Genomic DNA, 18,699 nt, shown 5'->3' on the forward strand with positions numbered 1-18,699 from the left:
TACCCCTCGCCTCTTCACTCCATTACGGGCGCTGAATGAAGCGCCCGGGCGGCGCTGCCGCCCTTCGATACACGAAAAGAGCACATCATGATTGTGAGGCCCAGGGAGAACTGGTTCCGGCTGCTGTTCATATGGAATGGCTCGGTGCTGCAATCGATCATCCCGCAACTGATTTTCATGGCGGTCGTGAGCAGTCTCGCGGTGTTGACGCACGGGCGCGTATTCGGCGAGAAGATCCCGCTGAATACGGCACCCTTCACGCTATTCGGCGTCGCGCTCGCGATCTTCCTCGCGTTTCGCAACAACGCCAGCTATGAGCGGTTCAACGAGGCGCGCCATTTGTGGGGCAGCCTGCTGAACGCCGCGCGCGCGCTCACTTCGCAAATGCTTTGCTACGTTCCCGAGCGCACCGATACGTTGCGTATCGCCCAGCAACTGATTGGCTTTGTCTACGCGCTCAAGCATGAATTGCGCGGCACGGACCCTACGCCCGACTTCCTGCGCCTGCTCGGCAGCGAGCAAACCGAACGCCTGAGCGACCAGGTCTACAAGCCCATTGCGATCCTCAACGAGATCCGCCACGACCTCGCGAGCCCGCAGCATCGGGGCCATACGTCCGATACCAAGCTCTGGATGTTCGATGCGCAGGTCAACGAACTGGGCAAGATCGTCGGCGGCTGCGAGCGCATTGCTTCCACGCCCATCCCGTTTGCCTACAACGTGCTGCTGCACCGGACCGTCTACGCCTATTGCGTGCTGCTGCCGTTCGGGCTCGTCGATTCGACGGAGTTCTTCACGCCGCTGCTCTGCGTGTTCATCTCCTATACGCTGATCGCGCTCGAAGCCATCGCGAGCGAAGTGGCCGACCCGTTCAGCACCGCGCCCAATGCGCTGGCGCTCGACGCCATGTCGCGCAACATCGAGCGCACCGTGCTCGAACTATGCGGATGCCCGGTGCCCGAGCCGGTCAAGCCCGTACGTCCTTATCAACTCACCTGAACGTGTACGACACGACTGGCCTTGCAAGTGAATCTTCTGGAAGCAATGCGTATCTATGTCCGCGCCGTCGAACGGAGCAGTATCTCCAGCGCGGCGCGCGATCTGAATATCGGCCAGCCGGCGGCGAGCGAGCGTATCGAACGCCTCGAAAAGTATCTCGGATGCCGCCTCCTGCTGCGCAACGCGCGCACGTTCAAGTGCACGCCCGAAGGCGAGATCTTCTATGAGCGCAGCAAGAAGATTCTTGCGGCTGCCGAACAGGCCATTGCGGAAGTCTCCAACGACGGCCATATTCTCAAGGGCGCCATTCGCATTGGCGCGCCGCATTGCTTTGGCGAAGTGATCCTGCCCGAGGCGTTGAGGTTGGTGCGCGAAGCATATCCGCAATTGAATATCGACCTCGCATTGAACGACAGGATCGTCGATCTCGTGACCGAGGGCATCGATATTTCGTTTCGTCAGGGACAAGTGAGCGAAGGTGCGTTCTTTGCGTTCCGGCTGGGCCAGGTGGAGCGCGTGCTCGTGGCCTCGCCTGACTATCTCTCGCGGCACGAGCCGATTGCCGATCCATCGGATCTCATCAAGCATCCGTTCATCCGCCTCAAAGGGCTGTTTGGCTCGGATCAGTTGCCGCTCGTGGACGCCTCGACCACGCAGGAAAGCGTCGCGATTCGCACCGCGATCACCACCAATCACTGGAAAGCGATGTACCGAATGGTTACCGAGGGCCTGGGGATCGGCGTGGTGGAGTCGTTTGCGTGCGTCGACGCGCTCGCGAGCGGACGGCTCGTCGAGCTGCTGCCGCACTATGGCGTGCCGGCGCAGGAGCTCCACGTGCTCACGCGCGCGCAGCGGCCGGTGCCGGCGCGCGTGCGCATGGTCGTCAACATCCTGAAGCAATGCGTGCCCGGATTCCTGGGCACGCTCGATGGCGAAGACAGCGCGCAACTGGCGCTGCGCCGCGAGGGCTGAAGGCAGCGCCTTTTGCGTGGCGGTCGTTCAAATGGACATGGCGGGTTCCAACGCCGAAGCCAGCACGACCCAGCCCGCGTTCATCGCCATCAGCTTCCTGGAAAACGGCCGGTAGACTCTGTCGCCGCGCCGGATGCTGGCGCCCGTCAACGCGCATACGCCGCTCTTTCTCGCGATGCACAGCCGCCACGGTTGCTCCGAGCATCGCCCGCTCGTGGGATCGCTCCACGACACCGAGACCAGATTCTCGGACCACGTCTCCACGACGGCCAGATGCTCGCGCAGCGCCGGCGTGGCCTGCACGGCATCCTCCTGCTTCGGGCCCGTTCGTGGGCGGCTGGCTTGACTGCGCTTGCTGCGGGAGGCCGAGCCTCCGCTTAACAGGCTGAGCGTATGTTCCCACGCATCGACGGCACCGATTTCTCGCATCTTCTGCCTCCCCTGGCTTAGGTTCACGCGATTCGCAATTCGTGTTCCAGCATTTCTTACGAAATGCTTAGTGCTACGATCGGATCACGGGAGCGTGCCCCGTTTATCGCATGCTAGCATCTGAGGTCTGAAAGTGTTCACCGTCGATCCGATACTTCGAATCGGAAAATATTGCGGCACGGTAACGATGCGATTGACTAGTATTACCGTGAATGCGATGAAATTCACGGATGGTCCATCATGGCAAACACGTTGATTGTCGCCGTCTTCAATACATTAGATACGGCCGAGAAGGCTTGTCAAGATTTCCGGGACTTTGCCGAAAAGGACGAGGGCTTCACGATCCATAGTGGCGTTGTCGTCGGCAAGGATGATTCAGGATCGCTAACGATTCTCGACCGGCAAACGCGCTCGTGGTGGGGAACCGTCATAGGCGCGCTGAGCGGCACCTTGATCGGGATGCTCGGCGGGCCCGTCGGCTCCGTGCTGGGCTTTACGGCGGGCGCAAGCGCGGGGCTCGCCGGCCACGCGCTGCGCACGCTGCTCGACAGCGAGTTCGTGAAGGCCGTCTCGGCGAAACTCACACCGGGCAGCGCAGCGGTCATTCTTGAAGCCGACGAGGCCTCGCCCTTCGCCGTCGACAATGTCGTCAACGGCTACGGGGGCAGCGTGCACAGAAAGGCGTTTCCCGAGTAGGCCCTTACTGCCACGCAACCTCCTCATCGAGCGGATAAACCGGACGCGCGAGACGCGTATAGCGAAAGAGCCCATAGTCCGAGCCCGTCACGCCACGGCTGTCGCATTCGACGAGCGCGGCCGCGATCGGCACGAATACGGGCCGGCAATACATGCGCGATTTGAGCAACAGAAAGCGCGCGCGGCGCGGATCGACGCCCACGCTCTCGAACACGCCCAGGTCCCAGGGCTCGTGCGTGCGCTCGGTGATGACGAGCGCGGCGCCCCCCATGTCGAGCACCGCCGCGCGTCCCATATGGGCGCGCTGGCCCGTATAGGTCGGGCCCGTGATCACGTATTCGCCATCGGTGATGGCGCGCACGACGCCCGTTGCCATGAACGGCGCGCGCGGCGCAACGCCTTCACGCGCGAGCTTGTTGCCGATGCCGAGCGTCACCCGTGCGCCCACGCCCGCTTCGATCAGCGCGGCCACGGCCTCGGGGTCGCACAGCGGGCCGCTCACCAGGCCCGTGAGGCCCTGCGCGAGCGCCGCTTCGAGCAGATCCATCGTGTCGCAAGTGCCGCCCGACATGCAGTTGTCGCCGTGATCGAGCAGGAGCACGGGCTTGCCCGTCTGCTCCGCTTCCTGCGCAAGCTGCGCGGCGCGCGCGACCGATTCCACGAGCGGCGGACTGCGATAGACAAAGTCGTCGCGCTCGTGCCAGATCTGCCGCGCGAGGCGTTCGGCGACCGCTTCGGCCGCGGCGGCATCGCCGTCGCCCACGACCACCACGCTGATGCACGGCGCGGGAATGTCGGCGAGCGAGAAGCCCGCGAGCACCGAAACGGCCAGCATGCCCTGCGCCTCGGCGGCGCGCGCGGCCTCGACGGCGCGGCGCATCGCTCCGTCCGCGCTCGAACTGCGCAGCGTGGACGTGAGCAGCGGCGGCCGCCGCCACGCGAGCACCGGACGCGCACGCCCCTCGACGCGCGCGAGCAGGAGGCGCGCGGCGTGCTCGCCCGTCTCGTACATGTCCACGTGCGGATAGGTCTTGAAGCTCACGATCACGTCGGCGTGGTCGATCATCTTTTGCGTGACGTTGCCGTGCAGATCGAGCGCGACCGCAATCGGCGCATCGGGCAGCGCGGCGCGCAGGCGTTCGAGCAAATCGCCTTCGCCGTCGGGCGTCGTTTCGGCGACCATCGCGCCGTGCAGATCGAGCATCACCGCATCGCAACCGGGCGCGGCGGCCACGATCGCGTCGCAGATCGCCTCGTATGCGGCGGCGGCCACGGGGCCGCTCGGATTCGCCGAAGCCGACACGGGCGTCACGATCTGCGCGCCCACACGCTCGGCCGCATCGAGGAACGCCGACATGGCCGTGCGCATGCCCTTGTTCTCGCGATACGCGTCCTCGCCCCACGTGGGGCCGTGGGCGCCGAACGCGGCAAGCGGCGTCGCGACCGGCGAGAACGTGTTGGTCTCGTGATTCATGCGGGCGATGAGGATCTTCATGCGGCGTCCTCCCCGAGCGCGCGCGCCGTGGCGTCGCGCATCGATTCCTGAGCTTGCATCGATAAAGTCCCTTGCATGGAGTGGTTCGGGGTTCATTCTACCCAGCGGCAAAACTTTCAATTCTCTCGCGGGCCATTACCACGCATTACGCCGCACGCATTACCCTGCCTTCGCCGCGGCGGGCGCAAAAACCCGCCAGTTCCGGCCCGATGCCCCGCCTTGCGCCCCCACGCAGCGCATTTGCGGCGCCGACGTTTACTTACACTTGGCAAAGTCTTTTCATATGGCGAACCGCTACGCTTCGAATACGGCCTGAGCGCCCTTCGCTCGACAAGTCCTAAACGATTCGTACGACGCACCATGAAAAAAGCCCTTTTTCGCAGCACCGAACGCAACCCGAGCCGCCGCATCGTCAGCGGACTCGTGGCCGGTACGCTTCTCGCCACCGCATGGTTTGCGGGCATCGCGCCCGCATCGGCCCAGATGGTCGTGATCGCCCCGCCCGCACCCGTTTATGAGGCCGCGCCGCCGCCGCGCGTCGGCTACGTCTGGGTACGCGGCTATTGGGGCTGGGATCAGGGCCGCTACGTCTGGGTGCGCGGACACTGGAGCGCCGTGGCGCGCGAGGCCGTCGCGCCGCCCCCGCCGCCCGCGCCCGTGGTCCAGGTGATGAGGCTCTCGGCCGATGCGTTGTTCCCGTTCGATCGCGGCGACGTCTCCGACGTGCTGCCGGGCGGCCGCGCCGACATTCGCGAGATCGCGGCGAAGCTTAGTGCGGCGCACTTCGGCCGCATCGAGGTACGCGGCTATACGGACCGCCTGGGCTCGTCCTCGTACAACATGGAATTGTCCCAGCGGCGCGCGGATGCCGTGAAAGCCCTGCTCGTCGAGCAAGGAATCCCGGCCGAACGCATCGATGCGCGGGGAATGGGCCCGCAAGATCCAATCACGCATTGCTCCGACAATCAATCGCGCGACAGCCTCGTGTCCTGCCTGCAGCCGGACCGTCGCGTCGAGATCGTCACGCATGCGCGCACCGGCAATCGTTACGCGCCGCTTGCGCCGGCCGGGGCCACGATGTAACGCAGTCCTCATTTTGTGTGCGTATCGCCTTCTGGACACGCGAAGTCCTTCGGGCGATACGCATCACGGGATTTAATAAGCACTCCTTTTTCTATCGCTCCGTACCGGCGCGCACGCTGCTGCACGTGACCTCAATCGCGGTCCGGCGCGCCCAGTGGAAATAGCGGCCGGTAGGGCCGCGCCTCCTCCACCGCGCGCGCGAACGACGGTCGTGCGAGCAGGCGTGCGCGATACGCGCGCAGCACTGGAAACGTTTCCGGAATCCGCCAGGTCCAGTCGGCGTAAAACAGCGAAGGTGCCGCCGCGCAGTCCGCCATCGAGAAGTCCGCTCCCGCCGCCCAGGTCCTGCGCGCGAGCTGCGTTTCGAGCCAGGCGTAAGCCAACTCCAGCTTTTGCTCCGCAAAAGCGAGACCGTCCGCGCGCCTCGCCGCGTCGCCGGTCAAGGCGCCGTCGACGGCGCGCTGCACCGGCGTCATCACATGCAGATCGAAGAAGCGGTCGAGAAAGCGCGCGTCGAGCGCGGCCATCGGCTCGGCGGGCAACAGGCGCACGGGGCCCGGATGCGCGAGCTGCAGGTACTCGATGATGATGCTCGTCTCGGCCACACTGCGCTCGCCGTCCACGAGCACCGGGAATTTGCGCAGCGGCCAGTATTGCAGCCAGTCGGCCATATGCGGCGAATCCGGCCCGATGCTGCGGAATTCGAACGGCGTACCGTTCTCGTACAACGCGACGAGCACCTTCTGCGTGTAAGACGAAAAGGGATGACCGTAGAGCGCGAGCGACATCGTGGGATCTCCGAAATGGGGCGGTTGCGAATCTTGCGATTACCGTTGCAGCCGCAAGACTAGCGCAAACGGCGGACATGAGATCCGGCGCGCGTGCAACTGCGCGAATATCCGCCGGAATCTGCGGCGCGTGCAATCGAATTTGTTATAATTCGATCAACCATCCGAAATAAATCTAACGCTCGCCGGACTGCTTCCCAACCGGCGCCGCCCCGATCCCCATGTCCAAAGCCGACCGGCTGAAAACGCTTGCCGAAGCGCTCGCCAAACACAACGTGATGCATCTGCGCGATGCGGCCGGCCTGCTCGGCGTCTCCGAGATGACCGTGCGTCGCGACATCGCCGCGAATCCGGGCCACTTCACCTATCTGGGCGGCTACATCGTGAGCGCCGACGACGTGCCCAACGCGGTCGGCTACTCGCTCGAGCAGGAAAAGGACCACTTCGCGCAGGCGAAGGCGCAGGCATCCGCGCACGCGGCCCGGCTCGTGGCGGAAAACGACACCATCTTCATCGACTGCGGCACGACGCTCGCCGCGTTCGCGCGTCTGATCCCGGCGCAACTGCAGATCACGGCCGTGTGCTATTCGCTCAATGTCGCCGAAATTCTGCGGCGCATGCCCAACGTGCGCATGATCCTGCTGGGCGGCGTCTATGTGCCTTCGTCGGATTCTTTCTCGGGCGCGGACAGCCTCGAAACATTGCGGCGCATGGGCATCAACAAGGCCTTTATTTCGGCGGGCGGCGTCGATCCCGCACGCGGCGTCACCTGCTGGAACGTTCACGAAGTGGCGATCAAGCAGGCCGCCATGGCCAGCGCCGTCGAGCGCCATCTGGTTGTGGACGCAAGCAAATTCGGCGTCGTGAAGGCGTGGCGCTTTTCGCAGATGGAGGACTTCGACTCCATCATTACCGAAAAAGACCAGCAGACGCGCAAGCGCAACGCCTGATCAACTACGGCGCCGCAACGCGAACAGCGTGCCGGCCACCAGAATGAACGCGCCCACGATCACCTTCTGCCAGGTGCTGGGCACGCCCACGAGTATCAGCACGTTGTTGATGAGCGTGACGAGCGCGACGCCGAGCAGCGTCCCCAGCACGGTCCCGCTGCCGCCCGTGATGCGTGCGCCGCCCAGAATGACGGCCGCGATCACGTCGAGCTCCGATCCCACGAGGTCGAACGGATTGGCGAGCCGGTTGTTCGCGACGTGCAGGATGCCCGCGATGCCCGCCAGAAACCCCGTATAGCCGAACACGAAAAGACGGATCGCCCGCAGGTTGAAGCCGAGCCGGTCCGCGATCGCGGTGCTGCCGCCCATTGCGTAGACGCCGCGCCCCATCATCGTGCGGTTGAGCAGCCACCAGGTGAGCGCGGCGCCCGCCACGAGCGCGAGCGCGGAAACCGGCAGCACCGCGTTCAGCCCGTCGGCCGTCTTGTAGGCGATGAGCGGAATGCGGCCGAAATGATCCATGCTGTGCGGGATATTCATGAAGAACGTCGTGCCGATGAAGGTCAGCAGCACGCCGCGGTAGAGATATTGCGTGCCGATCGTCACGATCAGCGAAGGCGCCTGCAGCCGGTGCACGAGCAGGCCGTTGAGCATGCCGAGCACGATGCCGCCCAGCGCGCCCGCGAGCAGGATCAGCGCGAACGGCGCGTCGGGCCACCACGCGAACACGGCCTTGGTGATCGCGTACATCGTGAGCGCGCCGATGGCCGTGAACGATACGTCGATGCCGCCCGAAGCGAGCACCACGAGCGTGCCGAGCGCGAACAGCGAAGTGGTCGTGGCGGAATGGAGCAGATCGAACAGCGTCGCCCATTGCAGGAAGCGCGGATTGATGGCCGCCACGATCACGCAGGTAATGACGATCAGCGTGGCCGTGAACCACTCGGGATTGCGTGCGAGCTTCGCGCGCCAGTTCAGCGGCGGCGAGGAGCGCGCGGCTTCGACGGTATTGGAAGAGCTCATTGTCTGATTCATGCTCATGCTGGATCCTGCTGCAATGACGCCATTTCGATGAGGGCCGCGCTTCATGCCGCCTCGGCAAGCAACGCCCGATACAGCTCGGCCTCGGTGAGGCCATCGGCGGGATACGCGTCGGCCACGCGTCCTTTACGCATCATCAGCACGCGGTCGCAGTTCTGCAGCAATTCGGGCAGATCGTCGCTCACGAGCAGAATGCCGATGCCGCGCTCCGAGAGCCGCTGCATGATGCGGTAGATGATGTCCTTCGATCCCACGTCCACGCCCACGGTCGGTCCATGCAGGATCAGCACGTGCGGGTCGATGGCGAGCCAGCGGCCGATCAGTACGCGCTGCTGGTTGCCGCCCGAAAGCGATTGCACGGCCTTCTCCACATTCGGCGTGGCGATCTGCAACTCCTTCACGGTGTCTTCGGCCAGTGCGCGGGCACGCACGCGGTCGATCTGGCCGAAGCGGTCGCGCAGGCTCGCGATCATCGCGGTGATAACGTTGTCGCGAATCGGCTTGTCGAGAAAGAGCCCTTCGTTCAGGCGGTCTTCGGGCACGTAGCCGATGCGCTCGCGCCTGGCGTCGCCGGGCGTCGCGAGCCGGATCGGGCGGCCTTCGAGCGTGACCGTACCGGTGTGCGCGGGCGCGACGCCGGCCAGCGCGCGCGCCACCTCGTTGCGCCCCGAGTCGAGCAGGCCCGTGATGCCGAGTATCTCGCCGCGATGCAGCGTGAACGAGACGTCGCTGAACGCGCCCGCCCGGCCCAGCCCGCGCACTTCGAGCAGCACATCGGCCGCGGGCGCGGCGGCGCGATAGCGCTCGGTCGAGAGCTCGCGCCCCGTCATCAGCGCGCTCAACTGCGCCTTGGTGTAATTCGTGATCGGCCCTTGCGTGACTTTCTGGCCGTCGCGCAGCACGATGACTTCACCGCCGATCGCGTAGCACTCGTCGAGCTTGTGGCTCACGAACAGCACGGTCACGCCGCGCGCGCGCAACTGGTCGAGCACGGCAATCAGGTTCGTCACTTCCTTTTGCGTGAGCGAGGTCGTGGGCTCGTCCATGATCACGAACTTCGCCTCGCTCGCAATCGCGCGCGCGATCGCGACGAGCTGGCGCGTCGCGAGCGGCAACTGTTCGATGAGCGTCGTCTGGAACTCCGCGTCGCCGGGCAGCCCCACCGCCGTGAGCGCGCGCGCAGCCGTGCTGGCCAGCTCGCGGCGGTCGAACGTGCGCGCGAGGCGGCCGCCGTGCTCCGCCAGCTCGGCCGTGAGCCCGACGTTCTCGGCTACGTTCATGTTGGGCAGCAGCGAAAGATCCTGATAGACGGTCTCGATGCCAGCCGCGAGCGATTCCAGCGGCGAGAGCCGCGCGTGACGCGCGCCGTCGATCACGAGCTCGCCTTCGTCGGGCGGCTGCGCGCCCGAAATAATCTTGATGAGCGTGCTCTTGCCGCAGCCATTCTCACCGAGCAGGTGATAAATCTGCCCGCGCTCGAACGTGAGCGTGACGCCGCGCAGCGCGTGCACGCCGGTAAAGCGCTTGTGCACGCCGAGCACCTGCAATAGCGGTTCTGATGAAGCCATATCCCGATCCATCGTGATCCGACCCAACGTTCAGTACGTCCATTACGTTCGCGCGTGGCGCGCGCAGCTTGCCAGAATGGTTGCGCGCGCCACCTTCTTCCGACCGGCAATCGATCAGAAGTTGTATTGCTTGTAGTTCGATTTGTCGACGCTCACCCAGCCCTGGCCGCGCACGATGATGCCCTTGCCCGGGCCCTTCGTCACCGTCACCTTCTCGTAGCCGGGCAGGCCGAGATTCGCGCCGTTCTCCACGGTCTTGCCGTCGATCAGCATCTTCGCAATCTTGTTCATCGCAATGCCCGCGAGCTTCGGATCCCAGAACGCGATGCCGTTGATCGCACCGCTTTCGAGGTACTTGCCCGCTTCGGTCGGCAGGCCCGTGCCGTATACGCAGATCTTGCCCTGCAGGCCCGCTTCTTCAACGGCGCGGCCAATGCCGATCACGTCGAGCGACGAAGAGCCCTGGAAGCCCTTGAGGTCCGGGTGCTTGCGCAGCACTTCCTTGGCGACCTCGTAGGCGCGCTCGCCGTCGTTGTTGGTTTCGAGGTTGGTCTCGACCAACTGCATCTTCGGGAACTTCTTCTTGGCATTGTCGATGCCGCCGTTGGCCCATTGCACCTGCGAGCGGCTGCCGAGCGAGCCCACCAGCGTCGCCCATTTGCCTTCGTCGTGCATGCAGGCCGCGAGCCGGTCGTTGAGCGCCGCGCCATAGGCGGTATTGTCGAAGGCCTCGACGTCGACCATCGTGTTCTTCTCGTTGTCGGCTTCGTGCGTGACCACCTTGATGCCGCGATCCATCGCCTTCTTCAGCGCGGGTTCGAGCGTGGGCGGATCATAGGGCACGACGGCAATCGCGCTCACCTTCTTCGCGATCAGGTCGTCGATGATCTTCAGTTGCTGCGCCGCGTCCGCGCGGCCCGGGCCCGTCTGGTAGACGGTGAGGTTCGGGTTGTCCTTGCCGAACTCCTTGACGCCCTCGTCCATGCGGTTGAACCAGCTGATGCCGGTCACCTTCACGACGGTCACGATGGTCGGATTGTCCGCCGCATACGCAGCGGCGGCCACGCCTGCCGCGAGCGCGCAAGCCGTGAGCGCCATGCCGAGTCGCCTGAACTTCATGCCTGTCTTCATGCCGATGTCTCCTTTATTGTTTGCCGTCGCCCCTGTATCGATGGTGGCGGACGCCCGAGGCTCGATGTCCGCCGGCTATTCCCTCTAGCCGCTGTTAGTCATCCTTACGACGCGGGCCGTTTGCCGCCGGGCTGCGCACCGCCGAGCCCGAAAATCGCGCGCACGCGCTCGCCGCCCGCGAACGCGAGCGAGAGCAGCAGCAGGAAGCCCCATGCGCAATCGCCGAAGAATTGCGAAACGCCCATGAGGTTAAAAAGGCTCGAAAGGAATTGCAGCACCGTGGCCGCGAAGAACACGCAGATGATGCGGCCATATCCGCCCGCGGGATTCACGCCGCCCATCACCGCGATAAGAATCGCGATCAGCAGATACGAATTGCCGTAGTCCCATTTCGCGCTCAGCGTATGCGAGACGCTCACGAGGCCCGCCAGCGACGCCAGCACGCCGCACATCGCATAGGTGGTGATCAGCATGCGCGCACGCGGGATGCCCGCATAGAACGCCGCGCGCTGATTGGTGCCCATCAGGTAGAGACGCAGGCCGAATGGCGTGCGCCTGAGCAGCCAGCCGAGCAGCACGACCACCGCCACGAACAGGCCAAACGAAATGGGCACCTGGAAGAACGTGCCGTTGCTGATGTCGGCGAGCGGTTCGACGTAATCGACATGCACCGAGGCGCCATTGCTCAACGCCACCGCAAAGCCCGTAAAAAGCAGCTGCGTGCCGAGCGTGCAGAGAATCGGCGTGAGATTGAGCCGCGCGATGACGATGCCGTTGAGCAGGCCGCCGATCAGCCCCATCGCCACGACGATCACGCAAAAGAGCGCGGTATAGAGCACGGGGGAATCGTCGCCGCTCACGAAGCGCGGCACGATGAGCGCGGCGATCATGCCGGAGAGATTCGCGAGCCCCACGCCCGAGAGGTCGATGCCGCCATTGCCCGAGAGCATGGAGAGCATGATGCCGAGCGCGAGCAGCGCGACTTCGGGCAGTTGCGAGCCCATCGACTGGAGGTTGTCGATGCCGACGAACAGGCCGTGCGAGATCCAGATCGCCACGAGCACGACCAGCAGGTTCACGACGAGCAGGAAGTTCAGTTGCCGGTCGCCGAACCACTTCGTTCGCAGCGATGTGCCGAGGGGGGTGGATGCCTTCATGAACGTCATCCTTTGCAATATGAGGCGCGGCCTCAGTGCGCGGCCGCCGACGCGTGCGCGAGCATCGCGTCCACTTCTTCGCGTGTGGGCATGGAAGGCGCGGTGCCGGCTCGCGTGACCGAAATGCCCGCGAGCGCGCAGCCGAAGCGCGTGGCCGTCACGGCGTCGTCGCCGCGCGCCAGCGCCGCCGCGAAGCCGCCCGTGAAGCCGTCGCCGGCGCCGGCCGTCTCCACCACGGGGCCGCACTGGTAGGCGGGCAGCAGCACGGAGTCTTCGCGCGTATGCAGCAGCGCGCCCGCCTCGCCCAGCGTGACGATCACGGCGCCCGCGCCCTTCGCGAGCAGGACGTCGGCGGCGCGGCGCGCATCGTCGGCGTTGCGCACTTCGATGCCGGTCAGGGCGGCCGCCTCGGTTTCGTTGGGCGTCACGTAATCGCACAGCGCGTAGATGTCGTCGGGCAGCGGCATGGCGGGCGCCGGATTGAACACGGTTTTCACGCCGTGCCGGCGCGCGATTTCAAGGCCGCGCCGCGCCGCCGCGAGCGGTTGCTCGAGCTGCGTGACGAATACCTGGGATACCGCAATATCGGCTTCGATGGCGTCGGCGTCGCCGGGCTCCATCGTGCCGGCCGCGCCTGCCGCAACGATGATCGCGTTCATGCCCGTGGAATCGTCGACGAAGATGTGCGCCGCGCCCGTGGCTACGCCCTCCACGGCGCGCGCCCGCGCCGTGATGCCCTCGGCGGCCCAGGTCGCGCGCGCGATCTCGCCGAACGCGTCGTTGCCGAGGCGCGTGCAGAACACCACGTCGGCGCCCGCGCGCGCGGCGGCCACGGCCTGATTCGAGCCCTTGCCGCCGGGCCCCATGGCAAACGCCGAGCCAGCGATGGTCTCGCCGATCAGCGGCATGCGGTTCGCGCGAAACGCAAGATCGGTCACGTAAATGCCGAGGATGACCACGCGCCCGCTCATCGGCCCGACTCCCCGGCCCCGCTCGCGCGCGGCGCATCGGGCGCGAGCAGCACGCCTTTGGTGAACACGAAGCAGCCATAGCCGCGCGCCTCGCCCGTGGCGATCACGCAGTACGCCTTGCGCGCGCGGGCATAGAAGGCATGGCGCTCGATGGGCGCGAACGGTACCGCGCGGCCCTCGGCGGCGTCGACTTCGGCCTGCGCCTCGCGCTGCACGGCCGGGAGTGTGTCGGGCTCGCCCACCACCTCCATGCGCATCGCGGGCGACTCCACGAAGGTGTCGAGCGGCAGCACGGACAGGATGGCGCGCACGGCGCGCGGCGCATCGGCACCGTCCATGCGCAGCAGCTTGCCCGATACCGTTGCGCGCGCAACGGAGTCGGCGGGGAAATTCGCGTCGCAGACCACTAGCTCGTCGCCGTGGCCCATGGCGCGTAACGCCTGCAAAACGTCGGCGTTCAACAGCGGGTCCAGATTTTTCAGCATGGTTGTCTCCTCTGTCGGCCGGAACACGCGCCTTCACGCCTGGCTCCTGGCCCATGCAAAGCTCTTGAACTGACGGCACGGCGCTGTTATTTCTGCGCTCTATGTCCTCTCAGTCTCCATACGGTATCCAGATGTTCTTCACCTGCGCGGCATGGCGCAGGAACGGCAATCCTGCGCCCGCCGGGTCGAACCAGTCAACCTCTCGCCCATAATCGACGAACGTGCGCTTCAGGTTGCCCACCGACTCGCGCTCCACCAGCGCCGAGTCGCTCGCGGGCCCGAAGCACCAGAGCGCGTCCACGTCGTCGTGCTTCGCGAGCGCCGGAAGCAGCGCCGCGCGTTCGCCCGTGAGGATGTTCAGCGCGCCGGCGGGCACGTCCGACGTTTCGGCCACCTGATAGAAGTCCGTGGCCGCGAGCGGGCTTGTCTCGCTCGCGAGCACCACCACGCGATTGCCCAGCGCGAGCGCCGGCGCGATCAGCGAGACCAGCGCGAGCAGCGGCGCCTCGTCGGGGCAGGCAATGCCGATCACGCCGAGCGGCTCGTGCATCGCGAGCGCCACGCCGCGTAGCGGCGGCGTGTGCACGGCGCCGTCGAACTTGTCGGCCCACGCTGCGTAGGTGAAGAGACGGTCGATGGCCGCCTCCACTTCGCGCGCGGCGCTGCGTGCGTCGTGCCCCGCACGGCGCGTGAGCTGCTGGGTGAATTCCCCGGCGCGCGCGCCCAGATTCTCGGCGAGGTAGTAGAGCACCTGGGCGCGGCCATGCGCGCTCATTTGCGTCCACTTGTGCGCGCCGCGCGCGGCGGCCACCGCATCGCGCACATCCTTGCGGCTGCCCGCGCCCACCTCGCCGACCCATTCGCCGTTCGGCGCATGGACGGGCAGCGAATAGCCGCTATCGGGACGAACCTGCTTGCCGCCGATAAAAAGCTTGGCAGTCCGATCGATGTGATCGTGCCCGCTCACCGTGCCACGGCTTGCCTCGGGCAACGCAGGACGTGCCTCGCGCAGCGGCCGCTCGCTCCAGCGCGCGGGCTTCAGATATTCGAAAACGCCCTCGCGCCCGCCTTCGCGCCCGAAGCCCGATTCGCGGTAGCCGCCAAAGCCCACGCTCGCATCGAACAGGTTCGTCGCGTTGATCCAGACGACGCCGCATTGCAGGCGCGGCGCGATATCGAGCGCGCGCCCGATCGTTTCACTCCAGACGCTGGCCGCGAGGCCGTAGCGCGAGTTGTTCGCGAGCGCCACGGCTTCCTCGGGCGTGCGAAAGCTCATCGCCGCAAGCACGGGCCCGAAAATTTCTTCCTGCGCGAGCGTGGACGCGGGCCCGACGCCCGTCACGAGCGTGGGCGGATAAAAGCAGCCGCCCGCGGGCAGCGCGACTTCCTCGGGCTGCCAGATCGTGCAGCCTTCGCGCCGGCCCGCTTCCACGAGCGTCTCGATGCGCTCGAGTTGCACCGGATCGACGATCGCGCCGAGATCGATGCCCTTGTCGAGCGAATTGCCCACGCGCAGCGTCGCCATGCGGCGCTTGAGCTTCGCGAGGAAGCGCGCCTCGACGCCCTCCTGCACGAGCAGCCGCGAGCCCGCGCAGCACACCTGGCCCTGGTTGAACCAGATGGCGTCCACGACGCCCTCGACCGCGCTATCGAGATCCGCATCGTCGAACACGATGAACGGCGACTTGCCGCCCAGTTCGAGCGTGAGCGACTTGCCCGAGCCCGCCGTCACCGTGCGGATCTGGCGGCCGACCTCGGTCGAGCCGGTGAAGGCGATCTTGTCGACGCCGGGATGCTCGACGAGCGCCGCGCCCGTGCGGCCGTCGCCGGTCACGACGTTGAGCACGCCCTTGGGGAGCCCCGCGCAATGGGCGAGCTCCGCGAACAGCAGCGCCGTGAGCGGCGTGTATTCGGCCGGCTTGAGCACCACGCAGTTGCCGAGCGCGATGGCGGGCGCGACCTTCCACGCGAGCATCAGCAGCGGGAAATTCCACGGCACGATCTGGCCGATCACCCCGAGCGGCGCCCACTGCGCGAACTCGCTTTCCTGCAACTGCGCCCACCCCGCGTGATGGAGGAAGTGGCGCGCGACCAGCGGCACGTCGATGTCGCGCGTTTCGCGGATCGGCTTGCCGTTGTCCAGCGCCTCAAGGACTGCGAACAATCGGCTGTGCCGCTGCACCATGCGCGAGAGCGCATAGAGATGCCGCGCGCGCGCCGCGCCGCCGATCGCGAGCCAGGCCGGCTGTGCCGCGCGCGCCGCTGCCACGGCTGCGGCCACGTCGCCCGCCTCGCCCTGCGCGACCTCGGCGAGCAATTCGCCCGTGGCGGGCGCGCGGACCTCGAAACGCTGGCCGCTCGCGCTCGAGGCGCCGTCGATGAAGTGCCCAAACGTGCCCTCATGCTGCGCGAGCCAGGCGCGCACGGGCTGATCGTCCTCGGGGGCGGGACCGTAATCCATCGTTCGAAAATACTCGGCTACGCTCATGAATGTGATCTGCTCGGTGGTCTGCTCAATAGCCTGTTTGGTGGCGTGCTCAGGCAACGGGATGGCGATGGAAGGCGGAGTAGCGGCCGCTCACGTGATGCTCGAGCTGACGCTCGATATCGGCCAGCAGGCTCGACGCGCCGAAGCGGAACAATTCCGGTTCGAGCCAGGGCCGCCCGAGCTCCTCCTTCATGAGAATCTGATACGCGAGCGCGGTTTTCGCGTTCGACACGCCGCCCGCGGGCTTGAAGCCCACCAGCGCGCCGGTGCGCTCGCGATATTCGCGGATCATGCGCACCATCACGAGCGACACGTCGAGCGTGGCGTTGACGCCCTCCTTGCCCGTGGACGTCTTGATGAAGTCGGCGCCCGCCATCATGCAAACCATCGATGCCTTCGCAACGTTCGAGAGCACGCGGATGTCGCCGGTGGCGAGAATCGCCTTCAGATGCGCGTCGCCGCAGGCCGCGCGGAATTCGCGGACTTCGTCGTAGAGCGCGCGCCAGTTGCCGGTGAGCACGTGCTCGCGCGTGACGACGATATCGATTTCCGCTGCGCCGTCCGCCACCGACGCCTCGATCTCCTTGAGCTTCAGCGCATGCGGATTCAGCCCCGCCGGAAAGCCCGTGGACACCGCGGCGACGGGAATGCCGCTGCCCGCGAGCGCATCCACGGCGGCGGCGACGAAGCGGTGATAGACGCACACCGCGCCCGTCGTGATGGCGTCGGGCGCCATGCCGAGCGCGGCGAGCAGGTCGGCGCGCACGGGATGGCGCGCCTTCATGCACAGGCGCCGCACGCGGCCTTCGGTGTCGTCGCCGTTGAGCGTGGTGAGGTCGATGCAGGTGATGGCCTTGAGCAGCCACGCGGCCTGCGCGTCCTTCTTGACGGCGCGACGCGTGCCGAGCGTGGCCGTGCGGCGCTCGACGGCGGAGGAATTGACGCGCAGGGCGTCGATCCATGCCGTGTCGAATGGCGCGCCGGGATTGCGCGCCACGTGGGTGAGCGGCGGGGTGAGCGGTGTCGCGGACGGCGCGGCGTGCGCCCCGCGCAAGACCACAAGCGAGTTCGTTGAGGCTTCTGACATAGGCTGGCGAATTTGTGCAATGCACATCAAACCGTGATGGTTTGGTCGCATTCATCCTATACCGATGAAATAATCGTGACAACTATCGTTACAATCGTATCGGTGCCTCGTGATTGCGATGGTGGCTGGGGTTTGGCGCCGGGAGGCGCCGGGGGTGGGGGTTAAGGCGACGGACAGTTAGTTGCAATACGGACTGACACGATATCGAAGGAAGGTGCCCCTCGGCGGCAGCCCTGTTTAGCCGCTACTGCCCCCCACCCTGCACAAAACTCTGCGCAAGCTGCTTCCACAAATGATCGGCCGCCGGCGACAAACGCCGCCCGACGCGCGTCATCATCTGGCTCGCGAAACCCGCTGCAATCGGATGATCGACAGGCACCGCAACCAGTTCGCCAAGATCGATACCACGGCGCGCCGTGATCGACGACATGAAGGCCACGCCAAGGCCCGCGGCCGCGAGCGTCTGCGCCGTGTTGAACAGATCCACGCGGTACGCGGGAATCACGGTAAGGCGCACATCGTCGAACAGCGATTGCACGAAGTGCTGCACACCGAACGCCTCGGTCATGAAGATGAGGCGCTCGTGCGCGAGCTCGGCGGGCGGCACGCGGGCCATGCGCGCGAAGCGGTGCGAGGGCGCGACCACGGCGCACAGCGGCCGCGCCGCGAACGGATGAATGCGCATGGCCGGGTCGTCGCCCGAGCGCGCGCACAGGCCGATATCGACGACGTCGTCGCGCACCAGCGAGAGCACCACGGGCGTCGGCCCCGAGCGGATCTCGACGAGGATGTCGGGGTAGGTCATCGAAAAACGCTGCAGCGCCCGCGCGATCAGATTGCCGATGAAGCCCTCGCCGACGCCGAGCGCGACGCGCCCGCGTTTGAGGTGCCGGTATTCCTCGAGGCGCGCGATCAGGTCGCGCTCGCGCCGCTGGCCGTCGCGGTAGTGGTCGATGAGCACCTGGCCGATCTCGGTCACCACGACCTGACGCCCGCGCCGCTCGATCAGCGGGAAACGCAGCCGGCGCTCCAGCGCCGCCGCCTGGCGGCTGATCACCGACGCGTTCACGCCCAGCGCGTCGGCCGCCATGCGCACGCCGCCGCTGGCCGCGATCTCGGCGAGGTAGCGCAGCGAGCGTTCGCCGATTTCGTCGATCCATCGGCCCATCGCCACGCCGGCACTGCCGTCCGTCTCGTCCATTGCCCCACCCTCGCCCACGGCGGCCGCCTGCGCGCGCCGCCCAATCGTTGACCTGAAGGCAACATTTTCGGCGCGTTTGCGTCATGGGTCGAGTTTTTCGACGATGCAATACTCGGCGCTGCACGGATGAAAGGCGCGCCAGCCCCCAAGCCCGGCGC

At 66.3% G+C, this 18,699-nt stretch carries 17 protein-coding genes; 5 read left to right on the forward strand and 12 right to left on the reverse strand.

Annotation, left to right across the window (positions count from 1 at the left end; genetic code table 11):
* Positions 1-87: 87 nt before the first annotated feature.
* Both U5775_RS22775 and U5775_RS22780 read left to right on the forward strand, forming a co-directional pair.
* Positions 88-999, forward strand: a complete 912-nt coding sequence (locus U5775_RS22775) for a bestrophin family protein (protein ID WP_322060353.1) — start codon at positions 88-90, stop codon at positions 997-999.
* A 27-nt stretch (positions 1,000-1,026) separates the two neighbouring features.
* Entirely contained in the window at positions 1,027-1,971 is a 945-nt protein-coding gene (locus U5775_RS22780; protein ID WP_322060419.1) for a LysR family transcriptional regulator, read from the forward strand.
* A 27-nt stretch (positions 1,972-1,998) separates the two neighbouring features.
* Here U5775_RS22780 and U5775_RS22785 read toward each other — a convergent pair whose 3' ends face one another.
* Positions 1,999-2,274: a DUF3331 domain-containing protein gene (locus tag U5775_RS22785; protein WP_322060354.1), complete on the reverse strand. Its 276-nt coding sequence runs from the start codon at positions 2,272-2,274 to the stop codon at positions 1,999-2,001.
* A gap of 366 nt (positions 2,275-2,640) precedes the next feature.
* Here U5775_RS22785 and U5775_RS22790 point away from each other — a divergent pair, with 366 nt between their 5' ends.
* Entirely contained in the window at positions 2,641-3,096 is a 456-nt protein-coding gene (locus U5775_RS22790; RefSeq protein WP_322060355.1) for a DUF1269 domain-containing protein, read from the forward strand.
* A gap of 4 nt (positions 3,097-3,100) precedes the next feature.
* Here U5775_RS22790 and U5775_RS22795 read toward each other — a convergent pair whose 3' ends face one another.
* Positions 3,101-4,591: a M81 family metallopeptidase gene (locus tag U5775_RS22795; protein ID WP_322060356.1), complete on the reverse strand. Its 1,491-nt coding sequence runs from the start codon at positions 4,589-4,591 to the stop codon at positions 3,101-3,103.
* Positions 4,592-4,951: 360 nt separating this feature from the next.
* Here U5775_RS22795 and U5775_RS22800 point away from each other — a divergent pair, with 360 nt between their 5' ends.
* Positions 4,952-5,674, forward strand: a complete 723-nt coding sequence (locus tag U5775_RS22800) for an OmpA family protein (RefSeq protein WP_322060357.1) — start codon at positions 4,952-4,954, stop codon at positions 5,672-5,674.
* A gap of 131 nt (positions 5,675-5,805) precedes the next feature.
* On the opposite strand, the gene U5775_RS22805 is transcribed toward U5775_RS22800, so the two are convergent.
* Positions 5,806-6,462, reverse strand: a complete 657-nt coding sequence (locus tag U5775_RS22805; protein WP_322060358.1) for a glutathione S-transferase family protein — start codon at positions 6,460-6,462, stop codon at positions 5,806-5,808.
* 221 nt (positions 6,463-6,683) lie between these two features.
* Here U5775_RS22805 and U5775_RS22810 point away from each other — a divergent pair, with 221 nt between their 5' ends.
* Positions 6,684-7,412 (forward strand): DeoR family transcriptional regulator, encoded by a 729-nt coding sequence (locus U5775_RS22810; protein WP_322060359.1) that lies wholly within the window; start codon positions 6,684-6,686, stop codon positions 7,410-7,412.
* On the opposite strand, the gene U5775_RS22815 is transcribed toward U5775_RS22810, so the two are convergent.
* The 9 genes from U5775_RS22815 to U5775_RS22855 all read right to left on the reverse strand — a co-directional run bounded on the left by U5775_RS22815 (position 7,413) and on the right by U5775_RS22855 (position 18,541).
* Positions 7,413-8,435 carry an ABC transporter permease gene (locus U5775_RS22815; protein ID WP_415913633.1) on the reverse strand — a complete coding sequence of 341 codons (1,023 nt, stop codon included), beginning with the start codon at positions 8,433-8,435 and terminating at the stop codon, positions 7,413-7,415.
* 62 nt (positions 8,436-8,497) lie between these two features.
* Positions 8,498-10,021 (reverse strand): sugar ABC transporter ATP-binding protein, encoded by a 1,524-nt coding sequence (locus tag U5775_RS22820; protein ID WP_415913634.1) that lies wholly within the window; start codon positions 10,019-10,021, stop codon positions 8,498-8,500.
* 114 nt (positions 10,022-10,135) lie between these two features.
* Positions 10,136-11,140 carry an autoinducer 2 ABC transporter substrate-binding protein gene (locus tag U5775_RS22825; RefSeq protein ID WP_322060420.1) on the reverse strand — a complete coding sequence of 335 codons (1,005 nt, stop codon included), beginning with the start codon at positions 11,138-11,140 and terminating at the stop codon, positions 10,136-10,138.
* A 116-nt stretch (positions 11,141-11,256) separates the two neighbouring features.
* Complete coding sequence (locus U5775_RS22830) at positions 11,257-12,318, reverse strand: ABC transporter permease (RefSeq protein WP_322060362.1); 1,062 nt, start codon at positions 12,316-12,318, stop codon at positions 11,257-11,259.
* A gap of 23 nt (positions 12,319-12,341) precedes the next feature.
* The gene (gene rbsK / locus U5775_RS22835) at positions 12,342-13,280 is read right to left on the reverse strand and encodes a ribokinase (RefSeq protein WP_322060363.1); all 939 of its coding nucleotides are present in this window, start codon (positions 13,278-13,280) and stop codon (positions 12,342-12,344) included.
* Positions 13,277-13,765: an RbsD/FucU family protein gene (locus U5775_RS22840; RefSeq protein ID WP_322060364.1), complete on the reverse strand. Its 489-nt coding sequence runs from the start codon at positions 13,763-13,765 to the stop codon at positions 13,277-13,279. The genes rbsK and U5775_RS22840 overlap by 4 nt, the downstream gene beginning before the upstream one ends.
* A gap of 109 nt (positions 13,766-13,874) precedes the next feature.
* Positions 13,875-16,253 (reverse strand): aldehyde dehydrogenase family protein, encoded by a 2,379-nt coding sequence (locus U5775_RS22845; protein WP_322060365.1) that lies wholly within the window; start codon positions 16,251-16,253, stop codon positions 13,875-13,877.
* Between the two features lie 49 nt (positions 16,254-16,302).
* Positions 16,303-17,340 (reverse strand): deoxyribose-phosphate aldolase, encoded by a 1,038-nt coding sequence (deoC, locus tag U5775_RS22850; RefSeq protein ID WP_322060366.1) that lies wholly within the window; start codon positions 17,338-17,340, stop codon positions 16,303-16,305.
* A gap of 244 nt (positions 17,341-17,584) precedes the next feature.
* Positions 17,585-18,541, reverse strand: coding sequence for a LysR family transcriptional regulator (locus U5775_RS22855; RefSeq protein WP_322060367.1), 957 nt, complete (start codon positions 18,539-18,541; stop codon positions 17,585-17,587).
* Between the last annotated feature and the right edge of the window lie 158 nt (positions 18,542-18,699).

This window comes from Paraburkholderia sp. J63 (assembly GCF_905220245.1).
GTDB lineage: Bacteria > Pseudomonadota > Gammaproteobacteria > Burkholderiales > Burkholderiaceae > Paraburkholderia.

Bases quoted from the DNA above. Each gene is read 5' to 3' on its own strand.
- U5775_RS22775 (WP_322060353.1), top strand. From the start codon at position 88: ATGATTGTGAGGCCCAGGGAGAACTGGTTCCGGCTGCTGTTCATATGG.
- U5775_RS22790 (WP_322060355.1), top strand. From the start codon at position 2,641: ATGGCAAACACGTTGATTGTCGCCGTCTTCAATACATTAGATACGGCC.
- U5775_RS22795 (WP_322060356.1), bottom strand. From the start codon at position 4,591: ATGAAGATCCTCATCGCCCGCATGAATCACGAGACCAACACGTTCTCG.
- U5775_RS22800 (WP_322060357.1), top strand. From the start codon at position 4,952: ATGAAAAAAGCCCTTTTTCGCAGCACCGAACGCAACCCGAGCCGCCGC.
- U5775_RS22805 (WP_322060358.1), bottom strand. From the start codon at position 6,462: ATGTCGCTCGCGCTCTACGGTCATCCCTTTTCGTCTTACACGCAGAAG.
- U5775_RS22810 (WP_322060359.1), top strand. From the start codon at position 6,684: ATGTCCAAAGCCGACCGGCTGAAAACGCTTGCCGAAGCGCTCGCCAAA.
- U5775_RS22815 (WP_415913633.1), bottom strand. From the start codon at position 8,435: ATGAGCTCTTCCAATACCGTCGAAGCCGCGCGCTCCTCGCCGCCGCTG.
- U5775_RS22820 (WP_415913634.1), bottom strand. From the start codon at position 10,021: ATGGCTTCATCAGAACCGCTATTGCAGGTGCTCGGCGTGCACAAGCGC.
- U5775_RS22825 (WP_322060420.1), bottom strand. From the start codon at position 11,140: ATGAAGTTCAGGCGACTCGGCATGGCGCTCACGGCTTGCGCGCTCGCG.
- U5775_RS22830 (WP_322060362.1), bottom strand. From the start codon at position 12,318: ATGACGTTCATGAAGGCATCCACCCCCCTCGGCACATCGCTGCGAACG.
- rbsK (WP_322060363.1), bottom strand. From the start codon at position 13,280: ATGAGCGGGCGCGTGGTCATCCTCGGCATTTACGTGACCGATCTTGCG.
- U5775_RS22840 (WP_322060364.1), bottom strand. From the start codon at position 13,765: ATGCTGAAAAATCTGGACCCGCTGTTGAACGCCGACGTTTTGCAGGCG.
- U5775_RS22845 (WP_322060365.1), bottom strand. From the start codon at position 16,253: ATGAGCGTAGCCGAGTATTTTCGAACGATGGATTACGGTCCCGCCCCC.
- deoC (WP_322060366.1), bottom strand. From the start codon at position 17,340: ATGTCAGAAGCCTCAACGAACTCGCTTGTGGTCTTGCGCGGGGCGCAC.
- U5775_RS22855 (WP_322060367.1), bottom strand. From the start codon at position 18,541: ATGGACGAGACGGACGGCAGTGCCGGCGTGGCGATGGGCCGATGGATC.